29 protein-coding genes are annotated in these 23216 nt (G+C 47.8%); all 29 read right to left on the bottom strand.

Annotated features, from left to right (window positions below):
- Nucleotides 1-42 precede the first annotated feature (42 nt).
- Entirely contained in the window at nt 43-1332 is a 1290-nt protein-coding gene (gene secY / locus ITJ88_RS14855; RefSeq protein ID WP_058705172.1) for a preprotein translocase subunit SecY, read from the bottom strand.
- Nucleotides 1332-1772 (bottom strand): 50S ribosomal protein L15, encoded by a 441-nt coding sequence (gene rplO, locus ITJ88_RS14850; protein WP_035399353.1) that lies wholly within the window; start codon nt 1770-1772, stop codon nt 1332-1334. Before rplO ends, secY begins: the two co-directional genes overlap by 1 nt.
- Nucleotides 1773-1807: 35 nt before the next feature.
- The gene (rpmD, locus tag ITJ88_RS14845) at nt 1808-1993 is read right to left on the bottom strand and encodes a 50S ribosomal protein L30 (RefSeq protein WP_023466640.1); all 186 of its coding nucleotides are present in this window, start codon (nt 1991-1993) and stop codon (nt 1808-1810) included.
- A gap of 18 nt (nt 1994-2011) precedes the next feature.
- Nucleotides 2012-2512: a 30S ribosomal protein S5 gene (gene rpsE / locus ITJ88_RS14840; RefSeq protein ID WP_023466639.1), complete on the bottom strand. Its 501-nt coding sequence runs from the start codon at nt 2510-2512 to the stop codon at nt 2012-2014.
- A 22-nt stretch (nt 2513-2534) separates the two neighbouring features.
- Complete coding sequence (gene rplR, locus ITJ88_RS14835; protein WP_023466638.1) at nt 2535-2885, bottom strand: 50S ribosomal protein L18; 351 nt, start codon at nt 2883-2885, stop codon at nt 2535-2537.
- A 37-nt stretch (nt 2886-2922) separates the two neighbouring features.
- A complete protein-coding gene (gene rplF, locus ITJ88_RS14830) occupies nt 2923-3459 on the bottom strand; it encodes a 50S ribosomal protein L6 (RefSeq protein ID WP_058705173.1) in 537 nt (178 codons plus the stop codon).
- 31 nt (nt 3460-3490) lie between these two features.
- A complete protein-coding gene (rpsH, locus tag ITJ88_RS14825; RefSeq protein WP_012369023.1) occupies nt 3491-3889 on the bottom strand; it encodes a 30S ribosomal protein S8 in 399 nt (132 codons plus the stop codon).
- A 31-nt stretch (nt 3890-3920) separates the two neighbouring features.
- Nucleotides 3921-4190 (bottom strand): 30S ribosomal protein S14, encoded by a 270-nt coding sequence (gene rpsN / locus ITJ88_RS14820; RefSeq protein WP_023466636.1) that lies wholly within the window; start codon nt 4188-4190, stop codon nt 3921-3923.
- 14 nt (nt 4191-4204) lie between these two features.
- Entirely contained in the window at nt 4205-4744 is a 540-nt protein-coding gene (gene rplE, locus ITJ88_RS14815) for a 50S ribosomal protein L5 (protein ID WP_023466635.1), read from the bottom strand.
- 31 nt (nt 4745-4775) lie between these two features.
- The gene (rplX, locus tag ITJ88_RS14810) at nt 4776-5087 is read right to left on the bottom strand and encodes a 50S ribosomal protein L24 (protein ID WP_012369020.1); all 312 of its coding nucleotides are present in this window, start codon (nt 5085-5087) and stop codon (nt 4776-4778) included.
- A 34-nt stretch (nt 5088-5121) separates the two neighbouring features.
- A complete protein-coding gene (gene rplN / locus ITJ88_RS14805; RefSeq protein ID WP_012369019.1) occupies nt 5122-5490 on the bottom strand; it encodes a 50S ribosomal protein L14 in 369 nt (122 codons plus the stop codon).
- 48 nt (nt 5491-5538) lie between these two features.
- Nucleotides 5539-5802 (bottom strand): 30S ribosomal protein S17, encoded by a 264-nt coding sequence (gene rpsQ / locus ITJ88_RS14800; RefSeq protein ID WP_023466634.1) that lies wholly within the window; start codon nt 5800-5802, stop codon nt 5539-5541.
- 31 nt (nt 5803-5833) lie between these two features.
- Nucleotides 5834-6037: a 50S ribosomal protein L29 gene (gene rpmC, locus ITJ88_RS14795; protein WP_012369017.1), complete on the bottom strand. Its 204-nt coding sequence runs from the start codon at nt 6035-6037 to the stop codon at nt 5834-5836.
- A complete protein-coding gene (gene rplP, locus ITJ88_RS14790; RefSeq protein ID WP_012369016.1) occupies nt 6024-6461 on the bottom strand; it encodes a 50S ribosomal protein L16 in 438 nt (145 codons plus the stop codon). Before rplP ends, rpmC begins: the two co-directional genes overlap by 14 nt.
- Before the next feature lie 33 nt (nt 6462-6494).
- Entirely contained in the window at nt 6495-7151 is a 657-nt protein-coding gene (gene rpsC / locus ITJ88_RS14785; protein ID WP_023466633.1) for a 30S ribosomal protein S3, read from the bottom strand.
- 12 nt (nt 7152-7163) lie between these two features.
- On the bottom strand, nt 7164-7496 hold the full coding sequence (rplV, locus tag ITJ88_RS14780; protein WP_012369014.1) for a 50S ribosomal protein L22: 333 nt from the start codon (nt 7494-7496) through the stop codon (nt 7164-7166).
- 20 nt (nt 7497-7516) lie between these two features.
- Nucleotides 7517-7795: a 30S ribosomal protein S19 gene (rpsS, locus tag ITJ88_RS14775; RefSeq protein WP_012369013.1), complete on the bottom strand. Its 279-nt coding sequence runs from the start codon at nt 7793-7795 to the stop codon at nt 7517-7519.
- Nucleotides 7796-7858: 63 nt separating this feature from the next.
- On the bottom strand, nt 7859-8689 hold the full coding sequence (gene rplB / locus ITJ88_RS14770) for a 50S ribosomal protein L2 (protein ID WP_023466632.1): 831 nt from the start codon (nt 8687-8689) through the stop codon (nt 7859-7861).
- Nucleotides 8690-8721: 32 nt separating this feature from the next.
- Nucleotides 8722-9006: a 50S ribosomal protein L23 gene (gene rplW, locus ITJ88_RS14765; protein WP_023466631.1), complete on the bottom strand. Its 285-nt coding sequence runs from the start codon at nt 9004-9006 to the stop codon at nt 8722-8724.
- Nucleotides 9006-9629, bottom strand: coding sequence for a 50S ribosomal protein L4 (gene rplD / locus ITJ88_RS14760; RefSeq protein WP_023466630.1), 624 nt, complete (start codon nt 9627-9629; stop codon nt 9006-9008). The genes rplW and rplD overlap by 1 nt, the downstream gene beginning before the upstream one ends.
- A gap of 29 nt (nt 9630-9658) precedes the next feature.
- On the bottom strand, nt 9659-10285 hold the full coding sequence (gene rplC / locus ITJ88_RS14755) for a 50S ribosomal protein L3 (RefSeq protein ID WP_058705174.1): 627 nt from the start codon (nt 10283-10285) through the stop codon (nt 9659-9661).
- A gap of 68 nt (nt 10286-10353) precedes the next feature.
- On the bottom strand, nt 10354-10662 hold the full coding sequence (gene rpsJ, locus ITJ88_RS14750; RefSeq protein ID WP_029343090.1) for a 30S ribosomal protein S10: 309 nt from the start codon (nt 10660-10662) through the stop codon (nt 10354-10356).
- 316 nt (nt 10663-10978) lie between these two features.
- Nucleotides 10979-12166, bottom strand: a complete 1188-nt coding sequence (gene tuf / locus ITJ88_RS14745; RefSeq protein WP_195866122.1) for an elongation factor Tu — start codon at nt 12164-12166, stop codon at nt 10979-10981.
- A 117-nt stretch (nt 12167-12283) separates the two neighbouring features.
- A complete protein-coding gene (gene fusA / locus ITJ88_RS14740) occupies nt 12284-14362 on the bottom strand; it encodes an elongation factor G (RefSeq protein WP_195866121.1) in 2079 nt (692 codons plus the stop codon).
- 124 nt (nt 14363-14486) lie between these two features.
- Complete coding sequence (gene rpsG / locus ITJ88_RS14735) at nt 14487-14957, bottom strand: 30S ribosomal protein S7 (RefSeq protein WP_023466623.1); 471 nt, start codon at nt 14955-14957, stop codon at nt 14487-14489.
- 49 nt (nt 14958-15006) lie between these two features.
- Nucleotides 15007-15426 carry a 30S ribosomal protein S12 gene (gene rpsL / locus ITJ88_RS14730; protein ID WP_023466621.1) on the bottom strand — a complete coding sequence of 140 codons (420 nt, stop codon included), beginning with the start codon at nt 15424-15426 and terminating at the stop codon, nt 15007-15009.
- A 125-nt stretch (nt 15427-15551) separates the two neighbouring features.
- The gene (locus ITJ88_RS14725; protein ID WP_023466620.1) at nt 15552-15803 is read right to left on the bottom strand and encodes a ribosomal L7Ae/L30e/S12e/Gadd45 family protein; all 252 of its coding nucleotides are present in this window, start codon (nt 15801-15803) and stop codon (nt 15552-15554) included.
- Nucleotides 15804-15883: 80 nt separating this feature from the next.
- Nucleotides 15884-19483: a DNA-directed RNA polymerase subunit beta' gene (gene rpoC / locus ITJ88_RS14720; protein WP_304999658.1), complete on the bottom strand. Its 3600-nt coding sequence runs from the start codon at nt 19481-19483 to the stop codon at nt 15884-15886.
- Nucleotides 19484-19503: 20 nt separating this feature from the next.
- Complete coding sequence (gene rpoB, locus ITJ88_RS14715; RefSeq protein ID WP_064300988.1) at nt 19504-23061, bottom strand: DNA-directed RNA polymerase subunit beta; 3558 nt, start codon at nt 23059-23061, stop codon at nt 19504-19506.
- Nucleotides 23062-23216 lie beyond the last annotated feature (155 nt).

Here is a 23216-nt window from a genome sequence, read left to right as displayed (position 1 = left end):
AGACACAACAGAAAGGAAAGGGATGGTCCCCTTCCTCCCGCCTTATCGGATAAAGCCTTTGTAGTGTCGTTTAACCAATTGACTTTCAATCTGTTTCATCGTCTCTAGTCCTACACCGATGACGATCAACAAGCTCGTTCCACCAATCTGCACCGAGTTCGGTAAGCCAGCAAACTTAATAAAGAATGTCGGCGTCACCGCGATGACAGCGAGGAAGAGTGAACCGAAGAATGTCAGACGGTATAGAATCTTCGTGATGTACTGCTCCGTTTGCTTACCAGGACGAATACCAGGAATGTATCCGCCTTGTTTTTGAAGGTTCTCTGCCATTTGTTCCGGGTTAACCTGAACGAATGTGTAGAAGTACGAGAACGCGATGATCAGTGCCACATAGATCGACATACCGATTGGACTCGTGTAGTCGAAGATGTCACGGATCTTCGTTGCCGTCTCCGGACTTGCAAAGAAACTCGCAATCGTTGGTGGCGTCACCATGAACGACACCGCGAAGATGACTGGAATAACACCGGCAGCGTTCAATTTGATCGGCAAGTGTGCCGATTGACCGCCAACTGGTGTCCGGTTCACCGTACGCTTAGCGTACTGAATCGGAATCTTACGTGCAGCTTGCTGAACATAGATGACTCCGACGATGACCGCGATGATGATTAAAAGCAAGAGTACGATATAAAGCACGTTTACAAACAAAGCATCCCCTGCATTTTGGAGCTTCGTTTCGTAAATCTGGCGGAATGCATTCGGGAAGCCCGCGACGATCCCAGCGAAGATGATCATTGATATCCCGTTACCAATGCCCTTCTCCGTGATGAGTTCACCGAGGAACATCAAGAATGCTGTTCCCGCTGTCAATACGAGTGCAATCATAACGTATGTCCAGGTGCCGAACTGTTCGTCGACAAGACCTGGGTAGATACGGTTAAATCCAAGCGCGATTCCAAACGCTTGGACTAAGCCGAGTACGATCGTTCCATAGCGCGTTACCGTTGCTAACTTCTTACGGCCCGCCTCTCCTTGTTTTGCCCATTCGGCAAACTTTGGAACAACGTCCATCTGTAAGAGTTGGACAACGATCGAGGCCGTGATATACGGCATGATTCCCATCGCAAAGAGTGAGAAATTCTGCAAAGCATTCCCGCCGAACGAGTTCAAGAAACCAAGAATACCATTCTGGTCAATCTTGAACACTTCCGTGTTTACCATCGGCACCGGGATATGTGCTCCGATCCGGAACACGATAACCAATGCCAAGGTAAAGAGAATGCGCCGACGAATGTCAGCTACGCGCCACATATTGGAGATCGCTTGAAACATTAGATCACCTCAACCGTACCGCCGGCAGCTTCGATTGCTTGCTTCGCAGCGTCGGAGAACTTATGAGCTTTGACTGTTAGTTTCTTTTCGATCTTACCGTTAGAAAGAATTTTCACGCCGTCTTTCATGCCTTTGACTGCACGAGTCTCGACAAGAAGTTCTGGAGTGACTTCAGTTCCTTCTTCAAAACGGTTGAGTGTGTCAAGGTTAATGACCGCGAACTCTTTACGAGTTGGGTTGTTGAAGCCGCGTTTTGGTAAACGACGGTAAAGTGGGTTTTGTCCACCTTCGAAACCTGGACGAACACCACCGCCTGAACGAGCTTTTTGACCTTTGTGACCACGGCCAGAAGTCTTACCGTTACCAGAAGACATACCGCGACCTACACGGTTGCGTTCTGAACGTGAACCAGCAGCTGGTTTCAATTCATGGAGTTTCATAGTGGGGCACCTCCTCATAAAATTATATCGAACTATTATTCTTGAATTTCTTTTACTGTCACTAAGTGTGACACGTGGTTAATCATCCCACGCATAGCAGCGTTGTCAGGTACGACAACAGTCTGGTGCATCTTACGGAGACCAAGCGTACGAGTAGTAACGCGTTGGTTCTCCGGACGACCGATCATGCTGCGTGTGAGGGTAACTGCGAGTTTCGCCATCTGTTTTCCCTCCCTTTCTTAACCGCGAAGTTCTTCGACGGTTTTACCGCGGAGTTTCGCAACTTCTTCAGCACGTTTGAGTGATGTGAGACCTTCGACAGTCGCACGAACCATGTTGATTGGAGTGCTTGATCCAAGTGATTTTGAAAGAATGTCGTTGATTCCCGCTAATTCGAGAACCGCACGAACTGGACCACCAGCGATGACTCCAGTACCTTCAGAAGCAGGCTTCAAGAAGACGTGACCTGCACCGAATACACCGTTGACTTCGTGTGGAATTGTTGTGTTAACGATTGGAACGTTAACCATGTTTTTCTTAGCATCTTCGATTGCTTTACGGATCGCTTCAGGCACTTCCTGAGCTTTACCCGTACCGAAACCTACGTGACCATTCTTGTCACCAACGACGACGAGGGCAGCAAAACGGAAGCGACGGCCACCTTTTACTACTTTCGCGACGCGGTTTACGGTAACAACGCGTTCTTCGAGTTGATCCATGTTAATTTCTAACTGGCGCATGTAGAGGTTCCCTCCTTTTCTATTAGAATTTGAGACCAGCTTCACGAGCTGCTTCAGCTACAGCTTTGATACGTCCATGATAGAGATATCCTCCACGGTCGAAAACGACTGTTTCGATACCTTTTTCAAGAGCGCGCTCAGCTGCGAGCTTACCAACTGCTGCCGCAGCGTCAGTCGTGTTGCCTTTTTCAAGGTCGAGTGATGATGCAGATGCGAGTGTTGCATGTGTTGCATCGTCAATGACTTGTACGTAAATGTTCTTGTTCGAACGGAATACGTTCATACGTGGACGTGTTGCAGTCCCGATGATTGTACGACGGACACGACCATGACGTTTTTTACGCGTAGCGTTTTTATCTGCCTTTGAGATCATTTATGCCACTCCTTTCCGGTCAATTCGCATTCGCGAATTACTTACCTGTTTTACCTTCTTTACGACGAACGACTTCATCACTGTAACGAATACCTTTACCTTTGTACGGCTCAGGTTGACGGTACGAACGGATCAATGCAGCGACGTGACCAACACGTTCTTTGCTGATTCCGCGAACGATGAGTTGCGTATTCGTAGGAACTTCGACTTCGATGCCTTGTTCCGGAGTGTACTCGATTGGGTGTGAGTAACCGAGGTTGAGTACGATTTTGTTACCTTGCTTTTGTGCACGGTAACCAACACCTTGGATATCGAGTGTCTTAGCGAAACCGTTGCTTACACCTTCGACCATGTTCGCGATAAGCGCACGAGTCGTTCCGTGGATCGTACGGTTTGCTTTCTCGTCGTTCGGACGAGTGACAGTCAATTCATTACCTTCTACGTTAATCGCCATAGCTGGGCTGAACTCACGTGAGAGTTCCCCTTTAGGACCTTTTACCGTAACCGTGTTGTTTTCAACTGTTACTGTAACGCCTGCTGGGATGACGACTGGCTTTTTACCAATACGTGACATTTAAGACACCTCCGTTCTTTTTATGCGTGTATTACCAGATGTATGCGATCACTTCGCCGCCGACTTTTTGTTGGCGAGCTTCTTTGTCAGTCATTACACCTTTAGATGTTGAAACGATAGCGATTCCGAGACCACCGAGTACTTTCGGGATTTCATCAGCTTTCGCGTAAACGCGAAGACCTGGTTTCGAGATACGTTTGAGTCCAGTGATGACGCGCTCGTTGCTTGCGCCGTATTTAAGGAATACGCGGAGCGTACCTTGTTTGCTGTCCTCGAGATATTCAACATCGCGGATGAAACCTTCACGTTTGAGGATTTCAGCGACTTCACGTTTGATTGTAGAAGCTGGCATTTCCAACTTCTCATGGCGAACCATGTTTGCATTACGAATGCGTGTAAGCATATCTGCAATCGGATCTGTCATAACCATGCGATGTACCTCCTTTCACAACTTTAATGAATTACCAGCTTGCTTTTTTAACACCAGGGATTTGACCTTTATGAGCAAGATCACGGAACTTAATACGGCTGATACCGAATTTACCAATGTAACCGTGTGGACGGCCAGTGATACTACAACGGTTGTGTAAACGAACCGCTGAAGAGTTACGTGGGAGTTTGCTCAAGCCGATGTAGTCGCCTTGTGCTTTCAATTCTGCGCGTTTTTCAGCGTAGCGCTCAACGAGTGCTTGACGTTTTACTTCACGTGCGATCATTGATTTCTTAGCCATGTTGTCGACCTCCCTTATTTTTGGAATGGCATGCCGAGTGCAGTGAGAAGCTCACGTGACTCTTCATCCGTGTTAGCAGTAGTTACGATAACGATGTCCATACCACGGACTTTCGATACGCGATCGTAGTCGATCTCTGGGAAGATCAATTGTTCCTTCACGCCTAGCGTGTAGTTACCACGGCCATCGAAAGATTTTTTCGATACGCCACGGAAGTCACGTACACGTGGAAGTGACACGTTGATCAACTTGTCGAGGAATTCGTACATGCGCTCGCCACGAAGTGTAACCTTCGCACCGATTGGCATACCTTCACGAAGTTTGAAACCAGCGATTGATTTCTTAGCTTTCGTGATGAGTGGTTTCTGACCAGTGAGGAGCTGAAGCTCTTCAACTGCCATGTCAAGTGCCTTAGAGTTCGTAACAGCGTCACCAACACCCATGTTGATTACGATTTTATCGACTTTCGGCGCTTGCATTACAGAACTGTAATTGAATTTCTCCATCATTACTTTGACGATTTCGTCTTGGTATTTAGCTTTTAAACGGTTCATCAGAAAGTGGACCTCCTTTCTTTAAATCTTCTTATTTATCTAAAGCTTCGCCCGATTTTTTAGCGATACGTACTTTCTTGCCGTCAACCACAGTGAAACCAACGCGTGTTGGGTTACCTGTCTTAGGGTCGATGAGCATAACGTTCGATACGTGAATCGGTGCTTCTTTCTCGACAATTCCGCCTTGCGGGTTGAGTTGAGAAGGTTTTGAGTGTTTTTTGATCATGTTAACGCCTTCGACGATTACGCGATCTTTTTTAGGCATAGCTGTAAGGACAACGCCTTGTTTGCCTTTGTCTTTACCAGTCATAACCTGAACTTTATCACCTTTTTTGACATGCATCGTTAGAGCACCTCCTTGTAGGAATTCTTTGGAATTAAAGTACTTCCGGTGCCAACGAGACGATCTTCATGAAGTCTTTTTCACGAAGTTCGCGTGCGACTGGTCCGAAGATACGTGTGCCACGTGGGCTTTTGTCATCTTTGATGATGACTGCTGCGTTTTCGTCAAAACGGATGTACGAACCGTCTTTACGACGAACGCCACGTTTAGTACGAACGACTACTGCGCGTACAACTTCACCTTTTTTGACAACGCCACCTGGTGTTGCTTGTTTTACTGTACAAACAATAACGTCACCGATGTTAGCAGTTTTACGACCAGAACCACCGAGGACTTTGATCGTCAAGACTTCACGAGCTCCTGAGTTGTCTGCTACTTTTAAGCGAGATTCTTGTTGAATCATACGATTGTACCTCCCTCCGGATGTTTATTCACCCGAACTAATTAGAGTTTAGATGATTACTGCTTCTTCAATGACTTCTACGAGACGGAAACGTTTGTCCTTAGATAATGGACGTGTTTCTTGAATGCGTACAACATCACCGATTTTAGCTGTGTTGTTTTCATCATGCGCTTTGTACTTTTTAGAGTAGTTTACGCGTTTGCCGTAAAGCTTGTGCTTTACTTTTGTTTCAACTGTAACTACGATCGTTTTGTCCATTTTGTCAGAAACGACGCGTCCAGTTAACACTTTGCGGTTGTTAGTGCGTTCCATTGAGTGTTCCTCCTCTCAGAATCCGAGTGAATTATGCGTTGTTGATGCCGAGTTCGCGTTCACGAAGAACGGTTTTCGCGCGTGCAATCGACTTGCGCACTTCACGGATACGAGCAGGGTTCTCAAGCTGACCAGTCGCGAGTTGGAAACGAAGGTTGAACAACTCTTCTTTCCACGAACCGACTTTACCGTTAAGCTCTTCAGTTGTTTGCTGACGGAGATCAGTTGCTTTCATTCGTATCACCACCATTTTCTTCACGTTTTACGAACTTACATTTTACTGGAAGTTTGTGTGATGCAAGACGGAGAGCTTCGCGTGCGATCTCTTCCGATACTCCTGCGATTTCGAACATTACTTTACCCGGTTTGACGACTGCTACCCAGCCCTCCGGAGCACCTTTACCTGAACCCATTCGGACTTCAAGAGGTTTTTTAGTGTATGGCTTGTGTGGGAAGATCTTGATCCACACTTTACCACCACGTTTCATATAACGAGTCATCGCGATACGCGCTGATTCGATTTGACGGCTAGTGATCCAGCTAGCTTCTTGAGCTTGGATACCGAACTCGCCGAAGTGTACTGTAGTACCACGTTTCGCTTTACCACGCATGTTGCCGCGGTGAACACGACGATATTTTACACGTTTTGGTAACAACATGTTGTGTTGCCTCCTTCCCTAGACGGATGTGGATTATTCTTCGTTTGCTGCTGCTTTTTTCGTAGGAAGCACTTCACCGTGGTGGAGCCATACTTTTACGCCAATTTTGCCGTAAGTTGTATCAGCTTCTGCAGTACCGTAATCGATGTCTGCACGGAGTGTATGAAGTGGAACTGTTCCTTCCGAATACTTCTCAGAACGAGCGATATCAGCGCCACCAAGACGACCAGAAACTTCAGTCTTGATTCCTTTGATACCAGAACGCATTGAGCGTTGGATTGATTGCTTCATAGCACGACGGAACGATACGCGACCTTCAAGTTGGCGAGCGATGTTCTCAGCGACGAGCTTAGCAACTGCATCCGGGTTTTTCACTTCAACGACGTTAACGTGAACGCGTTTGCCTTTTGCAAGGTTAGTGATGTCTTTACGAAGTGTTTCGATTTCAGAACCGCCTTTACCGATAACCATACCAGGCTTAGCAGTGTGAAGTGAGATGTTCAAGCGGTTAGCTGCGCGCTCGATTTCTACTTTAGAGACACTAGCGTCTTTAAGACGTTTTTCGATATATTCACGAACTACGTAGTCTTCATGAAGGAGATCAGCATAGTCTTTATCTGCGAACCAACGTGATTCCCAGTCTTTGATGATACCTACGCGAAGACCAGTTGGGTTAATCTTCTGACCCACGGTAATCCCTCCTTATTTTTCAGATACCACGATGTGAACGTGGCTCGTACGTTTGTTGATGCGGCTTGCGCGACCCATTGCACGTGGGCGGAAACGTTTGAGCGTTGGACCTTCGTTTACGTAAGCCTCAGTGACTACGAGGTTTTCGATGTTCATGTCGAAGTTGTGCTCAGCGTTCGCGATTGCCGATTTCAATACTTTCTCAACGATTGGCGTTGCTGCCTTGTTCGTGTAAGCAAGAATCGAAAGTGCTTCGCCGATTTGCTTCCCGCGGATTAAGTCTACTACGAGACGTGCCTTACGAGGAGCAATGCGAACCATATTAGCCGATGCTTTTGATTGCATAATGAGTACCTCCCCTCAGATTAACGTTTCGTTTTCTTATCGTTTCCAGCATGTCCTTTGTAAGAACGTGTTGGAGCGAATTCACCAAGTTTGTGACCGACCATATCTTCTGTCACGTAAACCGGTACGTGTTTACGACCATCGTAGACAGCGATCGTGTGACCGATGAACTCTGGGAAGATTGTCGAGCGGCGTGACCAAGTTTTGATGACATGTTTGTCACCAGCTTCGTTGGCTTTATCAACCTTAGCGAGCAGATGGTGATCTGCGAATGGACCTTTTTTCAAGCTGCGACCCATAGTTGTACCTCCCTTTGGCATGATTCAGGAACGGTTCCTACGAACCGTCCAGAAATCATGTAATTATTTTTTAGAACGACGGACGATATATTTATCGCTCGCTTTGTTTTTCTTACGAGTTTTGTATCCGAGTGCCGGTTTACCCCAAGGAGTAAGTGGGCCCGAACGACCGATTGGAGCACGTCCTTCACCACCACCGTGTGGGTGATCGACTGGGTTCATGACAGAACCACGAACTGTAGGACGTTTTCCGAGCCAGCGTGAACGACCAGCTTTACCGATATTGACGAGCTCGTGCTCTTCATTACCGACAGCGCCGACTGTTGCACGGCAAGTAGCAAGGATCATACGAGTTTCGCCTGATTGAAGACGAACGATCGCGTATTTACCATCTTTACCGAGAAGCTGAGCAGAAGTACCAGCTGCGCGAACGAGCTGACCACCTTTACCTGGCTTAAGTTCGATGTTGTGGATCAACGTACCGACTGGGATGTTTGAAAGTGGAAGAGCATTACCGACTTTAATGTCAGCTTCTGGTCCAGCCATGACTTGCATGTCTACTTTCAAGCCTTTCGGTGCGAGGATGTAGCGTTTTTCACCATCGATGTAGTGGATCAATGCGATGTTAGCAGAGCGGTTTGGATCGTACTCAATTGTAGCGACACGACCAGCGATGCCATCCTTGTTCCGTTTGAAGTCGATGATACGATATTTACGTTTGTGTCCGCCACCTTGGTGACGTACTGTCAAGCGACCTTGGTTGTTACGTCCGCCCTTTTTCGAAAGCTTTTCAGTTAACGATTTTTCAGGACGTGAAGCCGTAATCTCAGCAAAGTCAAGCGCAGTCATATTACGACGACCGTTAGTGGTCGGTTTAAACTTTTTAATTCCCATCGAGAGTTCCCTCCTTTTCTACAGAGTTCCGATTAACCGAGGTAATCGAGTTCTTTGCTATCTGCAGTAAGCGTGACGACCGCTTTTTTGCGGCGTGCTGTGTAACCAGCGTGACGACCTACGCGTTTTGCTTTTGGTTTTGAGATCAATGTGTTGACTTTGTCAACTTTCACTCCGAAGATCGCTTCAACTGCATCTTTGATTTGAGTCTTAGATGCCTTCACGTCTACTTCGAATGTGTACTTTTTCTCAGCCATTTGGTTTACTGAACGTTCAGTAATGACAGGACGTTTGATAATGTCGTGTGTGTGTGCCATTATGCAAGCACCTCCTCTACTCTCGCAACAGCGTCCTTCGTAATGATGACTTTGTCATGAGCGACAAGATCAAGGACGTTTACACCTGCAGCGTCAACGACTGTGACACCTGGGATGTTGCGTGTTGAAAGAACGACTGACTCGTTGTAATCAGCAGTAACGACGAGAACTTTACGTTCGATTGAAAGAGCAGCGAATACTGCGATCATGTCCTTAGTTTTAGGAGCATCGATTGTCAATCCTTCAAGAACGATGAACTCGTTGTTAGCGACTTTCGAAGAAAGTGCTGAACGAAGTGCGAGACGACGAACCTTTTTAGGAAGTTTGTAAGCGTACGAACGTGGTGTTGGACCGAAGACAGTTCCACCGCCAACCCATTGTGGCGAACGGATCGAACCTTGGCGTGCACGACCAGTACCTTTTTGTTTCCATGGTTTACGGCCGCCACCGCGAACTTCCGAGCGACCTTTTGTATCATGTGTACCTTGGCGACGTGAAGCTTGTTGCATGACGATTGCATCGTATACGACTGCTTCATTTGGCTCGATTCCGAAAACGGCATCTGCGAGCTCGATGTCTCCAACTTGTGTACCTGTTTGGTTAAGCAAAGCTACTTTAGGCATTCGTTATTCCTCCTTTCCTTGCAAACGGATTAGTTGCCTTTAACCGCAGATTTGATGACAACTTGGCTCTTACGTGCGCCTGGGATAGCACCCTTGACGAGGAGTAAGCCGCGTTCTGCATCAACTTTTACGATTTCAAGGTTTTGAACAGTGATTTGCTCTCCACCCATGCGTCCAGGGAGCAATTTCCCTTTGAATACACGGTTAGGAGCAACAGGACCCATTGAACCTGGGCGACGGTGGTAACGCGAACCGTGAGCCATTGGACCACGTGATTGGTTGTGACGCTTGATTGCACCAGCGAAACCTTTACCTTTCGACGTACCTGTTACATCAACCATTTCGCCTGCAGCGAAAGTATCTGCTTTAATCTCTTGACCGATTTCGAAATCTGCTACTGATGTACGGATTTCTTTAATGAAGCGCTTAGGTGTCGCGTTTGCTTTCGCAGCGTGACCTTTTTGCGGTTTGTTTTGACGACCTTCTTTGATATCACCAAAGCCGAGTTGGACTGCTTCGTAACCGTCAACTTCCGTTGTTTTCAATTGAAGAACAACGTTACCTTCGACTGAAACGACAGTAACAGGGACGACTTCGCCTGACTCGTTGAAGATTTGTGTCATACCGAGTTTAGTTCCTAAGATTCCTTTAGCCATGAGATACACCTCCTAATATTGAATGATTTTGATCTTCTGGCTAGTATCAACTATCTATAGAAGAAAAATTAAAGTTTGATTTCGATGTCAACGCCCGATGGAAGTTCGAGACGCATAAGCGCATCAACAGTTTTCGGTGTTGGGTTAACGATGTCGATCAAACGTTTGTGTGTACGCATTTCGAACTGCTCACGAGCATCTTTGTACTTGTGAACGGCACGAAGTACTGTGTAGACCGCTTTCTCCGTTGGGAGTGGGATCGGACCAGATACAGTAGCACCTGAACGTTTTGCTGTGTCGACAATCTTCTCAGCCGATTGATCAAGCACGCGGTGATCGTATGCTTTCAAACGGATCCGAATTTTTTCATTTGCCATGTTATTTCCCTCCTTTTCGCCTATTTCGTAAATAGACATTCTCCGCGGAAATTTCCACACTAGCCATGGCAATGCCGCCTGGTGTGTCATAACCTCCCGCTTCATCGCGTTGTGTTTGTGACCAACATATTCTATCATACTTAATCACCAGCAAGAATGCAAGCACTAATAAAATAGAATATGTATTCAAGTCTCTCACCACTCGCACAAACACTTTCCTCAGTATATAAGATGTCAGACCATGTTGCAAGACTGTTTTCAAAGAAATGAAAAAAGGTCTTCCGCCACGGGAGACGGAAGACCTTTGTCTTAAAAATTACTCAACGATTTCTGTAACTGATCCAGCGCCTACTGTACGGCCACCTTCACGGATTGAGAAACGAGTTTCTTTTTCAAGAGCGATTGGTGCGATGAGTTCAACAGTCATTTCGATGTTGTCCCCAGGCATAACCATTTCAGTACCTTCTGGAAGTTGAACCATACCAGTTACGTCAGTTGTACGGAAGTAGAACTGCGGGCGGTAGTTCGCGAAGAATGGCGTGTGACGGCCACCCTCTTCTTTAGAAAGAACGTAAACTTGCGCTTTGAACTTTTTGTGTGGTGTGATTGTGTTTGGTTTCGCGAGAACTTGTCCACGCTCGATGTCGTCACGTGATACACCACGGAGAAGAGCACCGATGTTGTCGCCAGCTTCAGCATAGTCAAGAAGCTTACGGAACATCTCTACACCAGTACATACTGATTTTTTAGTTTCTTCGTGAAGACCAACGATTTCGATCTCGTCGTTGACTTTAAGAACTCCACGCTCAACGCGGCCAGTAGCAACTGTACCACGACCAGTGATTGAGAAGACATCCTCAACTGGCATCATGAAGTCTTTTTCAGTGTCACGAGTTGGTTCTGGGATGTACTCATCGACAGCTGCCATGAGTTCAAGAATTTTTTCTTCCCATTTAGCTTCGCCGTTAAGCGCGCCAAGAGCAGAACCTTGGATAACTGGGAGGTCATCACCTGGGAAGTCGTACTCAGAAAGAAGCTCACGGATTTCCATTTCGACGAGCTCAAGAAGCTCTTCGTCGTCAACCATGTCAACTTTGTTCATGAATACTACGATGAAAGGAACACCTACTTGACGTGAAAGCAAGATGTGCTCACGTGTTTGTGGCATTGGACCATCTGTTGCAGAAACAACGAGGATCGCGCCGTCCATTTGTGCAGCACCAGTGATCATGTTTTTAACATAGTCAGCGTGACCTGGGCAGTCAACGTGTGCATAGTGGCGTTTTTCTGTTTCGTACTCGATGTGAGCTGTTGCGATTGTGATACCGCGCTCGCGCTCTTCTGGAGCACCATCGATTTGGTCAAACTTAGTTGCAGCTTTACCTTGTGCTTTTGCAAGTACAGCTGAGATAGCTGCTGTTAAAGTTGTTTTACCGTGGTCGACGTGGCCGATTGTACCAACGTTAACGTGCGGTTTAGAACGGTCGAATTTTTCCTTACCCATTCTGAATTCCTCCTCTATGTGTCTAATAATTTTTTATAACTAGGAAGGTGAGTCGTAAGATAACGTACACCTTCCTTAGCTTACACTAATCATAAAAGCGTGACAACCTGTGAAGGATTAGCCGTTCGCTTTTTTGATGATTTCTTCCGCAACTGATTTCGGTACTTCTTCGTAGTGATCGAAGTGCATCGAGTACGTTCCGCGACCTTGTGTGCGTGAACGAAGACCAGTAGCGTATCCGAACATTTCAGAAAGTGGAATCATTGAACGGACAACTTGAGCGTTACCGCGTGCTTCCATACCTTCTACGCGACCACGGCGTGATGTAACATCACCCATGATGTCTCCCATGTATTCGTCTGGGATGACGATTTCAACTTTCATCATTGGCTCAAGGATAACAGCGCCGCTCTTATCTTTGAGTTGTTTGACTGCCATTGAAGCCGCAACTTTAAATGCCATCTCGTTTGAGTCGACATCGTGGTACGATCCGAAGACGAGTGAAGCTTTTACGTCAACGACCGGGTAACCAGCAAGGATACCGTTTTGAAGTGCTTCTTCGATTCCGTTCTCAACCGCTGGGATGTATTCACGTGGAACAACACCACCGACGATTTTGTTGTTGAACTCGAAGCCAGCGCCTTCTTCGTTCGGCTCGAATTCTACGACGACGTGACCATACTGACCACGACCACCAGATTGACGAGCGAACTTCGAATCGATCTTCGCCGCTTGGCGGATCGTTTCACGGTAAGCTACTTGTGGAGCACCAACGTTTGCTTCGACTTTGAACTCGCGACGCATACGGTCAACGATGATGTCGAGGTGAAGCTCACCCATACCTGAGATGATCGTTTGACCAGTCTCTGGGTTTGTTTCAGTGCGGAACGTTGGATCCTCTTCAGCAAGCTTAGCGAGGGCTTGACCCATTTTATCTTGGTCAGCTTTCGTTTTTGGTTCGATAGCGACCGAGATAACTGGTTCTGGGAATGTCATTGATTCGAGAACGACGTTGTCTTTCTCTGCACAAAGCGTATCTCCAGTAGTCGTATCTTTCAAACCTACAGCTGCAGCGATGTCACCCGCGTATACCATCGGGATCTCTTCACGGCTGTTTGCGTGCATTTGAAGGATACGTCCAAGACGCTCACGTTTGCCTTTTGTTGAGTTTTTAACGTACGATCCTGCCGAAGCTGTACCAGAGTACACACGGAAGAATGTAAGTTTACCGACGTAAGGGTCAGTCATGACTTTGAACGCGAGTGCAGAGAATGGTGCGTCGTCCGAAGACTCACGTACGATTTCTTCATCCGTATCCATGTCGATACCTGAGATCGCTTTTACGTCGATTGGTGATGGGAGGTAATCGAGAACTGCGTCAAGCATAAGCTGAACACCTTTGTTCTTGAATGCCGAACCTACGAGTACAGGATAGAAGTCAACTGTCAGAGTTGCTTTACGGATAGCCGCTTTCAACTCGTCGATTGTGATTTCTTCACCCTCGAGGTATTTCATCATCAATTCTTCTTCATAATCCGCAACTGCTTCGATCAATGATCCACGGAGTTCTTCAGCTTGATCAGCAAGATCAGCTGGGAAACCGTCAGTCACTTCGATGTCAGTTCCGAGATCGTTACCGTACATGTATGTTTTCTGTTCGACGAGGTCGATGATTCCTTTGAATTCATCTTCCGCACCGATTGGAAGTTGGATCGCGTGTGCGTTCGCTTGGAGGCGTTCGCGAAGCGTTCCGACCGAGTACAAGAAGTCTGCACCGATTTTATCCATTTTGTTAACGAAAACGATACGTGGTACGCCGTAAGTTGTAGCTTGGCGCCATACTGTCTCAGTTTGTGGCTCAACACCAGACTGAGCGTCAAGTACTGCTACCGCACCATCAAGTACGCGAAGTGAACGTTCAACCTCAACTGTGAAGTCTACGTGTCCAGGTGTATCGATGATGTTTACGCGGTTACCTTTCCATTGAGCAGTTGTTGCTGCCGATGTAATCGTGATCCCACGCTCTTGCTCTTGCTCCATCCAGTCCATTTGTGAAGCACCTTCGTGCGTTTCACCAATCTTGTGGATACGACCCGTGTAATACAGGATACGCTCAGTCGTTGTTGTTTTACCAGCATCGATGTGAGCCATGATCCCGATGTTACGAGTGTTCTTAAGGGAGAATTCTCTTGCCATCTTTAAACATTCTCCTTTCGCATTTTAGTTTAGTGGTCGTGTGTTGCCACACGTCATGACTATACCCGAAAGCCACCTCATAATTCCATTAAAAATGGCATGCATGAGGTGGTGATTTTCGGAATTACCAGCGGTAGTGGGCAAACGCTTTGTTCGCTTCCGCCATTTTGTGCATATCTTCGCGCTTCTTAACAGAAGCACCAGTGTTGTTTGCAGCGTCCATGATTTCGTTAGCAAGGCGCGCATCCATAGTTTTTTCGTTACGGAGACGTGAGTAGTTCACGAGGTAACGAAGTGCGAGTGTCGTACGACGCTCTGGGCGAACTTCGACAGGAACTTGATAGTTAGCTCCACCTACACGGCGTGCTTTAACTTCAAGAACTGGCATGATGTTGTTCATCGCTTCTTCAAAGACTTCCATTGCATCGCGACCTGAACGTTCAGCGATAGTTTCGAAAGCTTTGTATAAGATTTGTTGAGCAGTACCTTTTTTACCATCTAACATAAGACGGTTGATAAGGCGGGTAACGAGTTTAGAGTTGTAGATCGGATCAGCCATTACATCACGACGTTCTGCTTGACCTTTACGTGGCATTCCGAGTCCCTCCTTTCATATAGTGAGGTGATATCTTAAGATATCTAGATTATTTTTTAACTTTAGGACGTTTCGTACCGTATTTCGAACGACCTTGCATACGGCCGTCAACACCAGCTGTATCAAGCGCACCACGAACGATGTGGTAACGTACCCCTGGTAAGTCTTTTACGCGGCCGCCGCGGATAAGAACAACACTGTGCTCTTGAAGGTTGTGGCCGATACCTGGGATGTAAGCTGTTACTTCCATTGTGTTCGTCAAACGTACACGTGCGTATTTACGAAGAGCCGAGTTCGGTTTCTTCGGAGTCATTGTACCTACACGAGTACAAACACCACGTTTTTGTGGTGAGCTGATGTCAGTACGAGCTTTAATGAAGCTGTTGTACCCTTTGTTCAGCGCTGGCGAATCTGATTTCACAACTTTTGATTGACGTCCTTTACGGACTAATTGGTTGATAGTAGGCATCTTTGAGATCCTCCCTTCCTGAATTCATGACAAATTTCAAAACCACCGAGCCGGGTGGTTCATCGAAAGTCATAATGAAACGTTTTGCGTGGCTCAGGCATTCCATCGCCACACAAAACGCATTATCAAACTTTCTTAATGGCAACAGCGGTTGCTGCGACATCGATTCCACAAGCTTTTCCAAGCTCTTGCTTAGAAGGAACATTCACGACTGGAACGTTTGCTTGTTTCGCCGCATCGAGCAATGCTTGTTTTACGTGTTCATCTGCGTCATCCGCAATGATCACTTCCGACGCCTTGCCAGATCGCAATGCTTTGAGCGTTTGCTTTTGACCGACAAACTTCAAATCTGCGCCGACTACTTTTTTGTAAGACATGAAGATATCCTCCAAAATAACACAGCCGGTTGGCAACACTATATCATAGTAGCACCGCCATACCGGCGTGTCAAGGCGTTTTATTCTACCGGAGAATCGGCTTCTACAGGTGCTTCGCCAGCTACTTCGAGATCAATCTGACGGTAACGTGACATCCCAGTACCAGCTGGAACCAACTTACCGATGATGACGTTCTCTTTCAAGCCGCGAAGGTAGTCGCTCTTCCCTTTAATCGCTGCATCCGTAAGGACACGAGTCGTTTCTTGGAACGACGCAGCCGATAGGAATGAATCTGTTTCAAGTGACGCTTTCGTGATACCGAGAAGAACTGGTTTCGCCGAAGCGAGAGCTTTCCCGTTACGGAGCGCTTCTTTACAAGCTTCCTTGAACGTGCTGATATCGACGAGCGAACCTGGTAAGAGTGAAGTCTCACCAGACTCGATGACACGTACGCGACGGATCATTTGGCGAACCATGACCTCGACGTGTTTGTCACCGATCTCAACCCCTTGCATCCGGTATACTTTTTGAACTTCTTGGAGCAAGTAGTTCTGAACGCCGGATACACCTTTAACGTTCAAGAGTTCTTTCGGATCGATCGAACCTTCCGTGAAGACTTGACCAGCTTTGACCTCGTCCCCGAGCTGAACACGTAGACGCGAACCGAATGGGATCGTGTATGTGCGTGTTTCGCTGAGTCCTTGGACCGTCAATTCACGTTTGTCACGCGATTCCGTGAAGTCGATAACTTGACCATCGATTTCCGAGATGACCGCTTGACCTTTCGGGTTACGCGCTTCGAACAACTCTTGGATACGCGGAAGACCTTGTGTGATATCGTCTCCGGCAACCCCACCTGTGTGGAAGGTACGCATCGTAAGCTGCGTTCCTGGCTCACCGATTGATTGTGCCGCGATGATACCGACAGCTTCGCCGACTTCGACGTCGTTGCCTGTTGCCAAGTTGCGTCCGTAACATTTCTTACAGACACCATGGCTTGTGTTACATGTGAAGGCAGTACGGATCTCAACGTTGTCGACACCAGCGTCCGTGATGGCACGCGCGAGGTCTTCATCGATGAGTTCGTTCGTTGAAACGAGGACTTCTCCTGTTTCAGGGTGAACGACGTTTTCGAATGCCGTACGGCCGACGAGACGGTCGTAGAGGCTTTCGATCTCTTCCGTTCCTTCACGGAGTGCTGTGACGCGGATACCACGATCCGTTCCACAATCATCTTCACGGATGATGACGTCTTGAGCAACGTCAACGAGACGACGAGTCAGGTAACCCGAGTCAGCCGTTTTCAAGGCTGTATCGGCAAGACCTTTACGTGCACCGTGTGTTGAGATGAAGTATTCCTGTACCGTTAGACCCTCACGGAACGATGATTTGATCGGGAGCTCGATGATCCGTCCACTTGGAGCGGCCATAAGTCCACGCATACCAGCGAGCTGCGTGAAGTTCGACGCGTTACCACGGGCACCGGAGTCACTCATCATGAAGATCGGGTTGAGACGGTTGAGGGATTTCATCAGACGAGACTGAATTTCATCCTTCGCATCATTCCACGATTTAACGACGCGCTCATAGCGCTCGTCTTCTGTGATGAGACCACGACGGTACGATTTCATGACGCGGTCGACATTGTCCTGCGCTTCAACAAGAATTTCTTGTTTGTCCGGAAGAACGATGATGTCCGCGATCCCTACCGTGATACCGGCACGAGTCGAGTGTTTGAATCCGAGGTTTTTCATGCGGTCGAGCATGCGGCTTGTTTCTGTCGTCTCAAACCGTTTGAATACTTCCGCGATGACATTTCCAAGGAATCCTTTTTTGAACGGATCGATGATCGGACGATTCTTCAGTTCCGCTTCGACATCTGTTCCTTTTTCAAGGAAGTACTTGTCTGGCGTCGCTTCTTGAAGGTTCGTCATCGTTGGTTCGTTCAAGTAAGGGAACGTCGTTGGGAGGATCTCGTTGAAGATCAACTTACCGACTGTTGTAATCAATAATTTCTCGTTTTGCTCTTCCGTGAATGTCGGGTTCTTGAGAACGCCGGCTGGAATCGCAACACGTGTATGGAAGTGCGCATAACCATTTTGGTAAGCGATGAGCGCTTCGTTCACTGTCGAGAAGATTTTACCTTCGCCGATCGCGTTTTCGCGCTCGAGCGTGAGGTAGTAGTTACCGAGGACCATATCCTGCGATGGTGTAACAACAGGTTTACCGTCTTTCGGGTTCAAGATGTTTTGTGCAGCGAGCATGAGAAGACGCGCTTCTGCTTGTGCTTCTGCCGAAAGTGGTACGTGAACCGCCATTTGGTCACCATCGAAATCGGCGTTGTATGCCGTACATACGAGTGGGTGAAGGCGAATCGCGCGTCCTTCGACGAGCGTTGGTTCGAACGCCTGGATACCGAGACGGTGAAGTGTCGGTGCACGGTTCAAGAGAACCGGATGCTCACGGATGACCTCTTCGAGGACATCCCAGATTTCAGGTTGAACGCGCTCGATTTTCCGTTTCGCACTCTTAATGTTCGGTGCGATGCCACGAGAGACAAGTTCTTTCATGACGAACGGTTTGAAGAGCTCAAGGGCCATTTCTTTTGGAAGACCACATTGATACATCTTCAAGTTTGGACCAACGACGATAACCGAACGACCAGAGTAGTCGACACGTTTACCGAGCAAGTTTTGACGGAAACGTCCTTGTTTCCCTTTCAACATGTGTGAAAGTGATTTAAGCGGACGGTTACCTGGTCCAGTGACTGGACGACCACGACGACCGTTATCGATCAAAGCATCGACTGCTTCTTGAAGCATCCGTTTTTCATTCTGAACGATGATGTTCGGAGCGCCAAGGTCAAGAAGACGCTTGAGACGGTTGTTACGGTTGATGACGCGGCGGTACAAGTCGTTCAAGTCAGACGTCGCGAAACGTCCGCCATCGAGTTGAACCATCGGACGAAGTTCCGGTGGGATGACTGGAAGTACTTCAAGCACCATCCATTCTGGATTGTTGCCTGAGTTACGGAACGCATCGAGGACTTCAAGGCGTTTGATCGCACGAGTACGACGTTGTCCTTGAATCATACGAAGCTCTTCACGTAATGCAGCGACTTCTTTATCGAGTTCCACGTCACGGAGCAATTTACGAACTGCTTCCGCACCCATTTCAGCAGTGAACGAACGACCGAACTTCTCACGATATGCACGGTATTCTTTCTCTGAAAGGAGTTGTTTCTTCTCAAGTGTCGATTCGCCTGGATCTGTGACGACGTACGACGCGAAGTAGATGATCTCTTCTAACGCACGCGGTGACATGTCGAGGACGAGTCCCATACGGCTAGGAATTCCTTTGAAGTACCAGATGTGCGAAACCGGTGCTGCGAGCTCGATGTGACCCATGCGCTCACGACGGACTTTCGACTTCGTGACTTCAACGCCACAGCGGTCACAAATGATTCCTTTATAGCGGATCCGTTTGTATTTACCACAGTAACATTCCCAGTCTTTTGTTGGACCAAAAATACGTTCACAGAACAAACCGTCTTTCTCCGGTTTGAGTGTACGATAGTTGATCGTCTCCGGCTTTTTCACTTCCCCGAAAGACCATGAACGGATCTTTTCGGGGGAAGCGAGGCCGATTTGCATATATTCAAATCTATTAACATCTACCAAGGGGTGGACCTCCCTTTCGCTTATTCCTCTTCAGTAACAACTGGTGCGACAGGCGCTTGAACTTCTTCGAGTGCTGGAGTCGCGTTCGGGATATTGTCCTCGTCTTCGTCGCGCATTTCGATTTCTTCATCATCAGCAGACATCATCTTGACGTCCATACCGAGTGATTGAAGCTCTTTAATGAGGACTCGGAACGATTCCGGTACGCCCGGTTGTGGTACATTCTCACCTTTGACGATTGCTTCGTACGCTTTAACACGACCGATCGTGTCATCCGACTTGATTGTAAGGATCTCTTGGAGCGTGTAGGCTGCGCCGTATGCTTCAAGTGCCCATACTTCCATCTCACCGAAACGCTGACCACCGAACTGGGCTTTACCACCGAGCGGTTGTTGTGTAACGAGTGAGTATGGTCCTGTCGAACGTGCGTGAAGTTTATCATCGACCATGTGAGCAAGTTTAATCATATACATGACACCGACAGAGATGCGGTTATCGAACGCTTCACCCGAACGACCATCATAAAGGACAGTCTTCGCGTCGCGATCCATACCTGCTTCTTCAATCGTTGCCCAAACATCTTCCTCACGCGCACCATCGAATACCGGTGATGCGACTTTGATGCCGAGTTGACGTGCTGCCATCCCGAGGTGAAGCTCGAGCAACTGCCCGATGTTCATCCGTGATGGAACCCCAAGTGGGTTCAACATGATGTCAATTGGCGTACCGTCTGGCATGTACGGCATGTCTTCTTCTGGAAGGATACGCGAGATAACACCTTTGTTACCGTGACGACCCGCCATTTTGTCACCCTCGTGAATCTTACGCTTCTGAACGATGTAAGCACGGATCAACTGGTTGACACCAGGTGAGAGCTCGTCCCCATTATCGCGGTCGAAGATTTTGACGTCGAGGATGATTCCATCACCACCGTGTGGTACACGGAGAGATGTATCACGGACTTCACGTGCTTTTTCACCGAAGATTGCATGAAGAAGACGTTCTTCCGCTGTCAATTCCGTTACACCCTTCGGCGTAACTTTACCGACGAGGATATCGCCGTCCTTGACTTCCGCACCGACGCGGATGATTCCGCGATCGTCGAGGTTTTTCAAGGCATCATCACCGACGTTCGGAATATCACGTGTGATTTCTTCCGGTCCGAGTTTCGTATCACGCGACTCACATTCGTATTCTTCGATGTGGATCGATGTGTAGACGTCGTCTTTGACAAGACGCTCACTCATGATGACAGCATCCTCATAGTTGTAACCATCCCATGTCATGAAACCGACGAGTACGTTGCGACCAAGCGCAAGTTCCCCACCGTCCATCGATGGACCATCTGCAAGGATCTCGCCTTTATCGACTGGGTCGCCTGCTTTGATGATTGGTTTTTGGTTATAACACGTTCCTTGGTTAGAACGGATGAATTTTTGAATCTTGTAACGGTCGAGTTCACCTTCAACGATGTTGCCATCGACTTCCGTCGTACGACGGACAAGGATTTCACGCGCCGTGACACGCTCAGCGATCCCTGCGTGCTTCGCAACGACAGCGGCTCCTGAGTCTTTCGCAGACACGTACTCCATTCCTGTACCGACAATCGGAGATTCCGGGTTCAGAAGTGGGACGGCCTGACGTTGCATGTTCGCTCCCATGAGGGCACGGTTCGAGTCATCGTTCTCAAGGAACGGGATACAAGCCGTTGCGGCAGATACAACCTGCTTCGGTGAAACGTCCATGTAATCGACACGTGCTGGTTCGACAGACAAGTTTTGTCCACGGAAACGTGAAAGGACGTGTGAATCTTTAAACGTCTTCTCTTCCGTCAACAACATGTTTGCCTGTGCGACGACGTAGAGATCCTCTTCGTCAGCAGTCATGTAGTGGATTTCATCCGTGACGACGCCCGTTTCCGGATCGACACGACGATATGGCGCTTCGATGAAGCCGTACTCATTGACCTTCGCGTACGAAGACAACGAGTTGATCAAACCGATGTTTGGTCCCTCTGGCGTTTCGATCGGACACATACGGGAATAGTGCGAGTAGTGTACGTCACGAACTTCGAAACCAGCGCGCTCACGTGTCAAACCACCAGGTCCGAGTGCTGAAAGACGACGTTTGTGCGTCAATTCCGCAAGCGGGTTCGTTTGGTCCATGAACTGAGACAACTGCGAGCTACCGAAGAACTCTTTAATCGATGCGATAACTGGACGAATGTTGATCAATGCCTGTGGCGTGATCGCATTCTGATCCTGAATCGACATCCGTTCCTTAACGACACGTTCCATCCGTGAGAGACCGATCCGGAATTGGTTCTGGAGCAGCTCACCGACTGAACGAAGACGACGGTTACCGAGGTGGTCGATATCGTCTGTCGTACCGACTTCATGCAACAAGTTGAAGAAGTAGTTGATGGAAGCAATCATGTCAGCAGGCGTGATGTGCTTGATGTCACGATCGATGTTACCGTTACCGATGATATTGATGATGCGTTCACCTTCAGCATCGTCCGGTGCGAACACCTTGATTGACTGTAAGTTGAAAGCCTCACCCTGCGTCACGCCGCCTGTAGGCGTCGCTTCGATGTAACCAACGGATCCCTCGAGGAATGGAAGGACTTTATCGAGCATACGACGATCAAGGACCGTTCCTGCTTCCGCGATGACTTCACCTGTCTCAGGATCAACAAGCGTTTCCGCGAGTTTTTGACCGAAGAGACGGTTCTTAAGATGAAGCTTTTTATTGATTTTATAACGACCAACGTTTGCCAAATCATAACGTTTCGGGTCAAAGAAGCGCGACACGAGCAACGCTTTTGCGTTTTCGACTGTCGGCGGCTCTCCCGGACGTAGACGCTCATAAATCTCGATGAGGGCTTTTTCCGTTGATTCCGTATTATCTTTTTCAAGTGAATTCCGGAGGTACTCATCATCACCGAGAAGATCGATGATTTCCTGATCCGTACCGAAACCAAGAGCACGTAAAAGAACCGTTACTGGAATCTTACGCGTGCGATCAATGCGAACATAAACGATGTCTTTCGCGTCTGTCTCGAGCTCGAGCCATGCACCACGGTTTGGGATGACTGTTGCGGAGAATCCACGCTTACCGTTCTTATCTAACTTATTGTTGTAATAAACACTTGGCGAACGAACAAGCTGCGAAACGATTACGCGCTCCGCTCCATTGATGATGAATGTTCCCGACTCCGTCATAAGCGGGAAGTCACCCATGAAGACTTCTTGTTCTTTCAATTCACCCGTCTCTTTATTTTGAAGACGGACTTTAACGCGTAGTGGTGCCGAATAGGTCACGTCGCGCTCTTTCGATTCATCGATCGAATACTTCGGCTCTCCGAGCGAGTAGTCGATGAATTCTAATACGAGATTCCCTGTGAAATCGGAAATCGGCGAAATGTCATGAAACATCTCACGAAGACCTTCCCGCAGGAACCACTCATACGAATTCGTTTGAATCTCGATTAAGTTTGGAAGTTCCAATACTTCGCTGATACGTGCATAGCTTCTTCTCTGACGGTGACGACCGTACTGAACAAGTTGACCAGTCAACTGATTCACCTCTCAGACCCACTTCTTCTTATAGAGAAGGACGGGTGTAATATCGAACATTGAAGCCATTTTTTGATTGATAAGCGCAAAAAAGCGACGTCTTGTCTACTCAATCATCTGTAGTCGAGAACGCCAGCTGCTTTCAAACATCTTAT

Source organism: Exiguobacterium abrahamii (assembly GCF_015645365.1).
GTDB lineage: Bacteria > Bacillota > Bacilli > Exiguobacteriales > Exiguobacteriaceae > Exiguobacterium_A > Exiguobacterium_A abrahamii.
The sequence above is the reverse complement of the archived record's forward strand: the minus strand, read 5'-3'. Positions and strand labels throughout refer to the sequence as shown.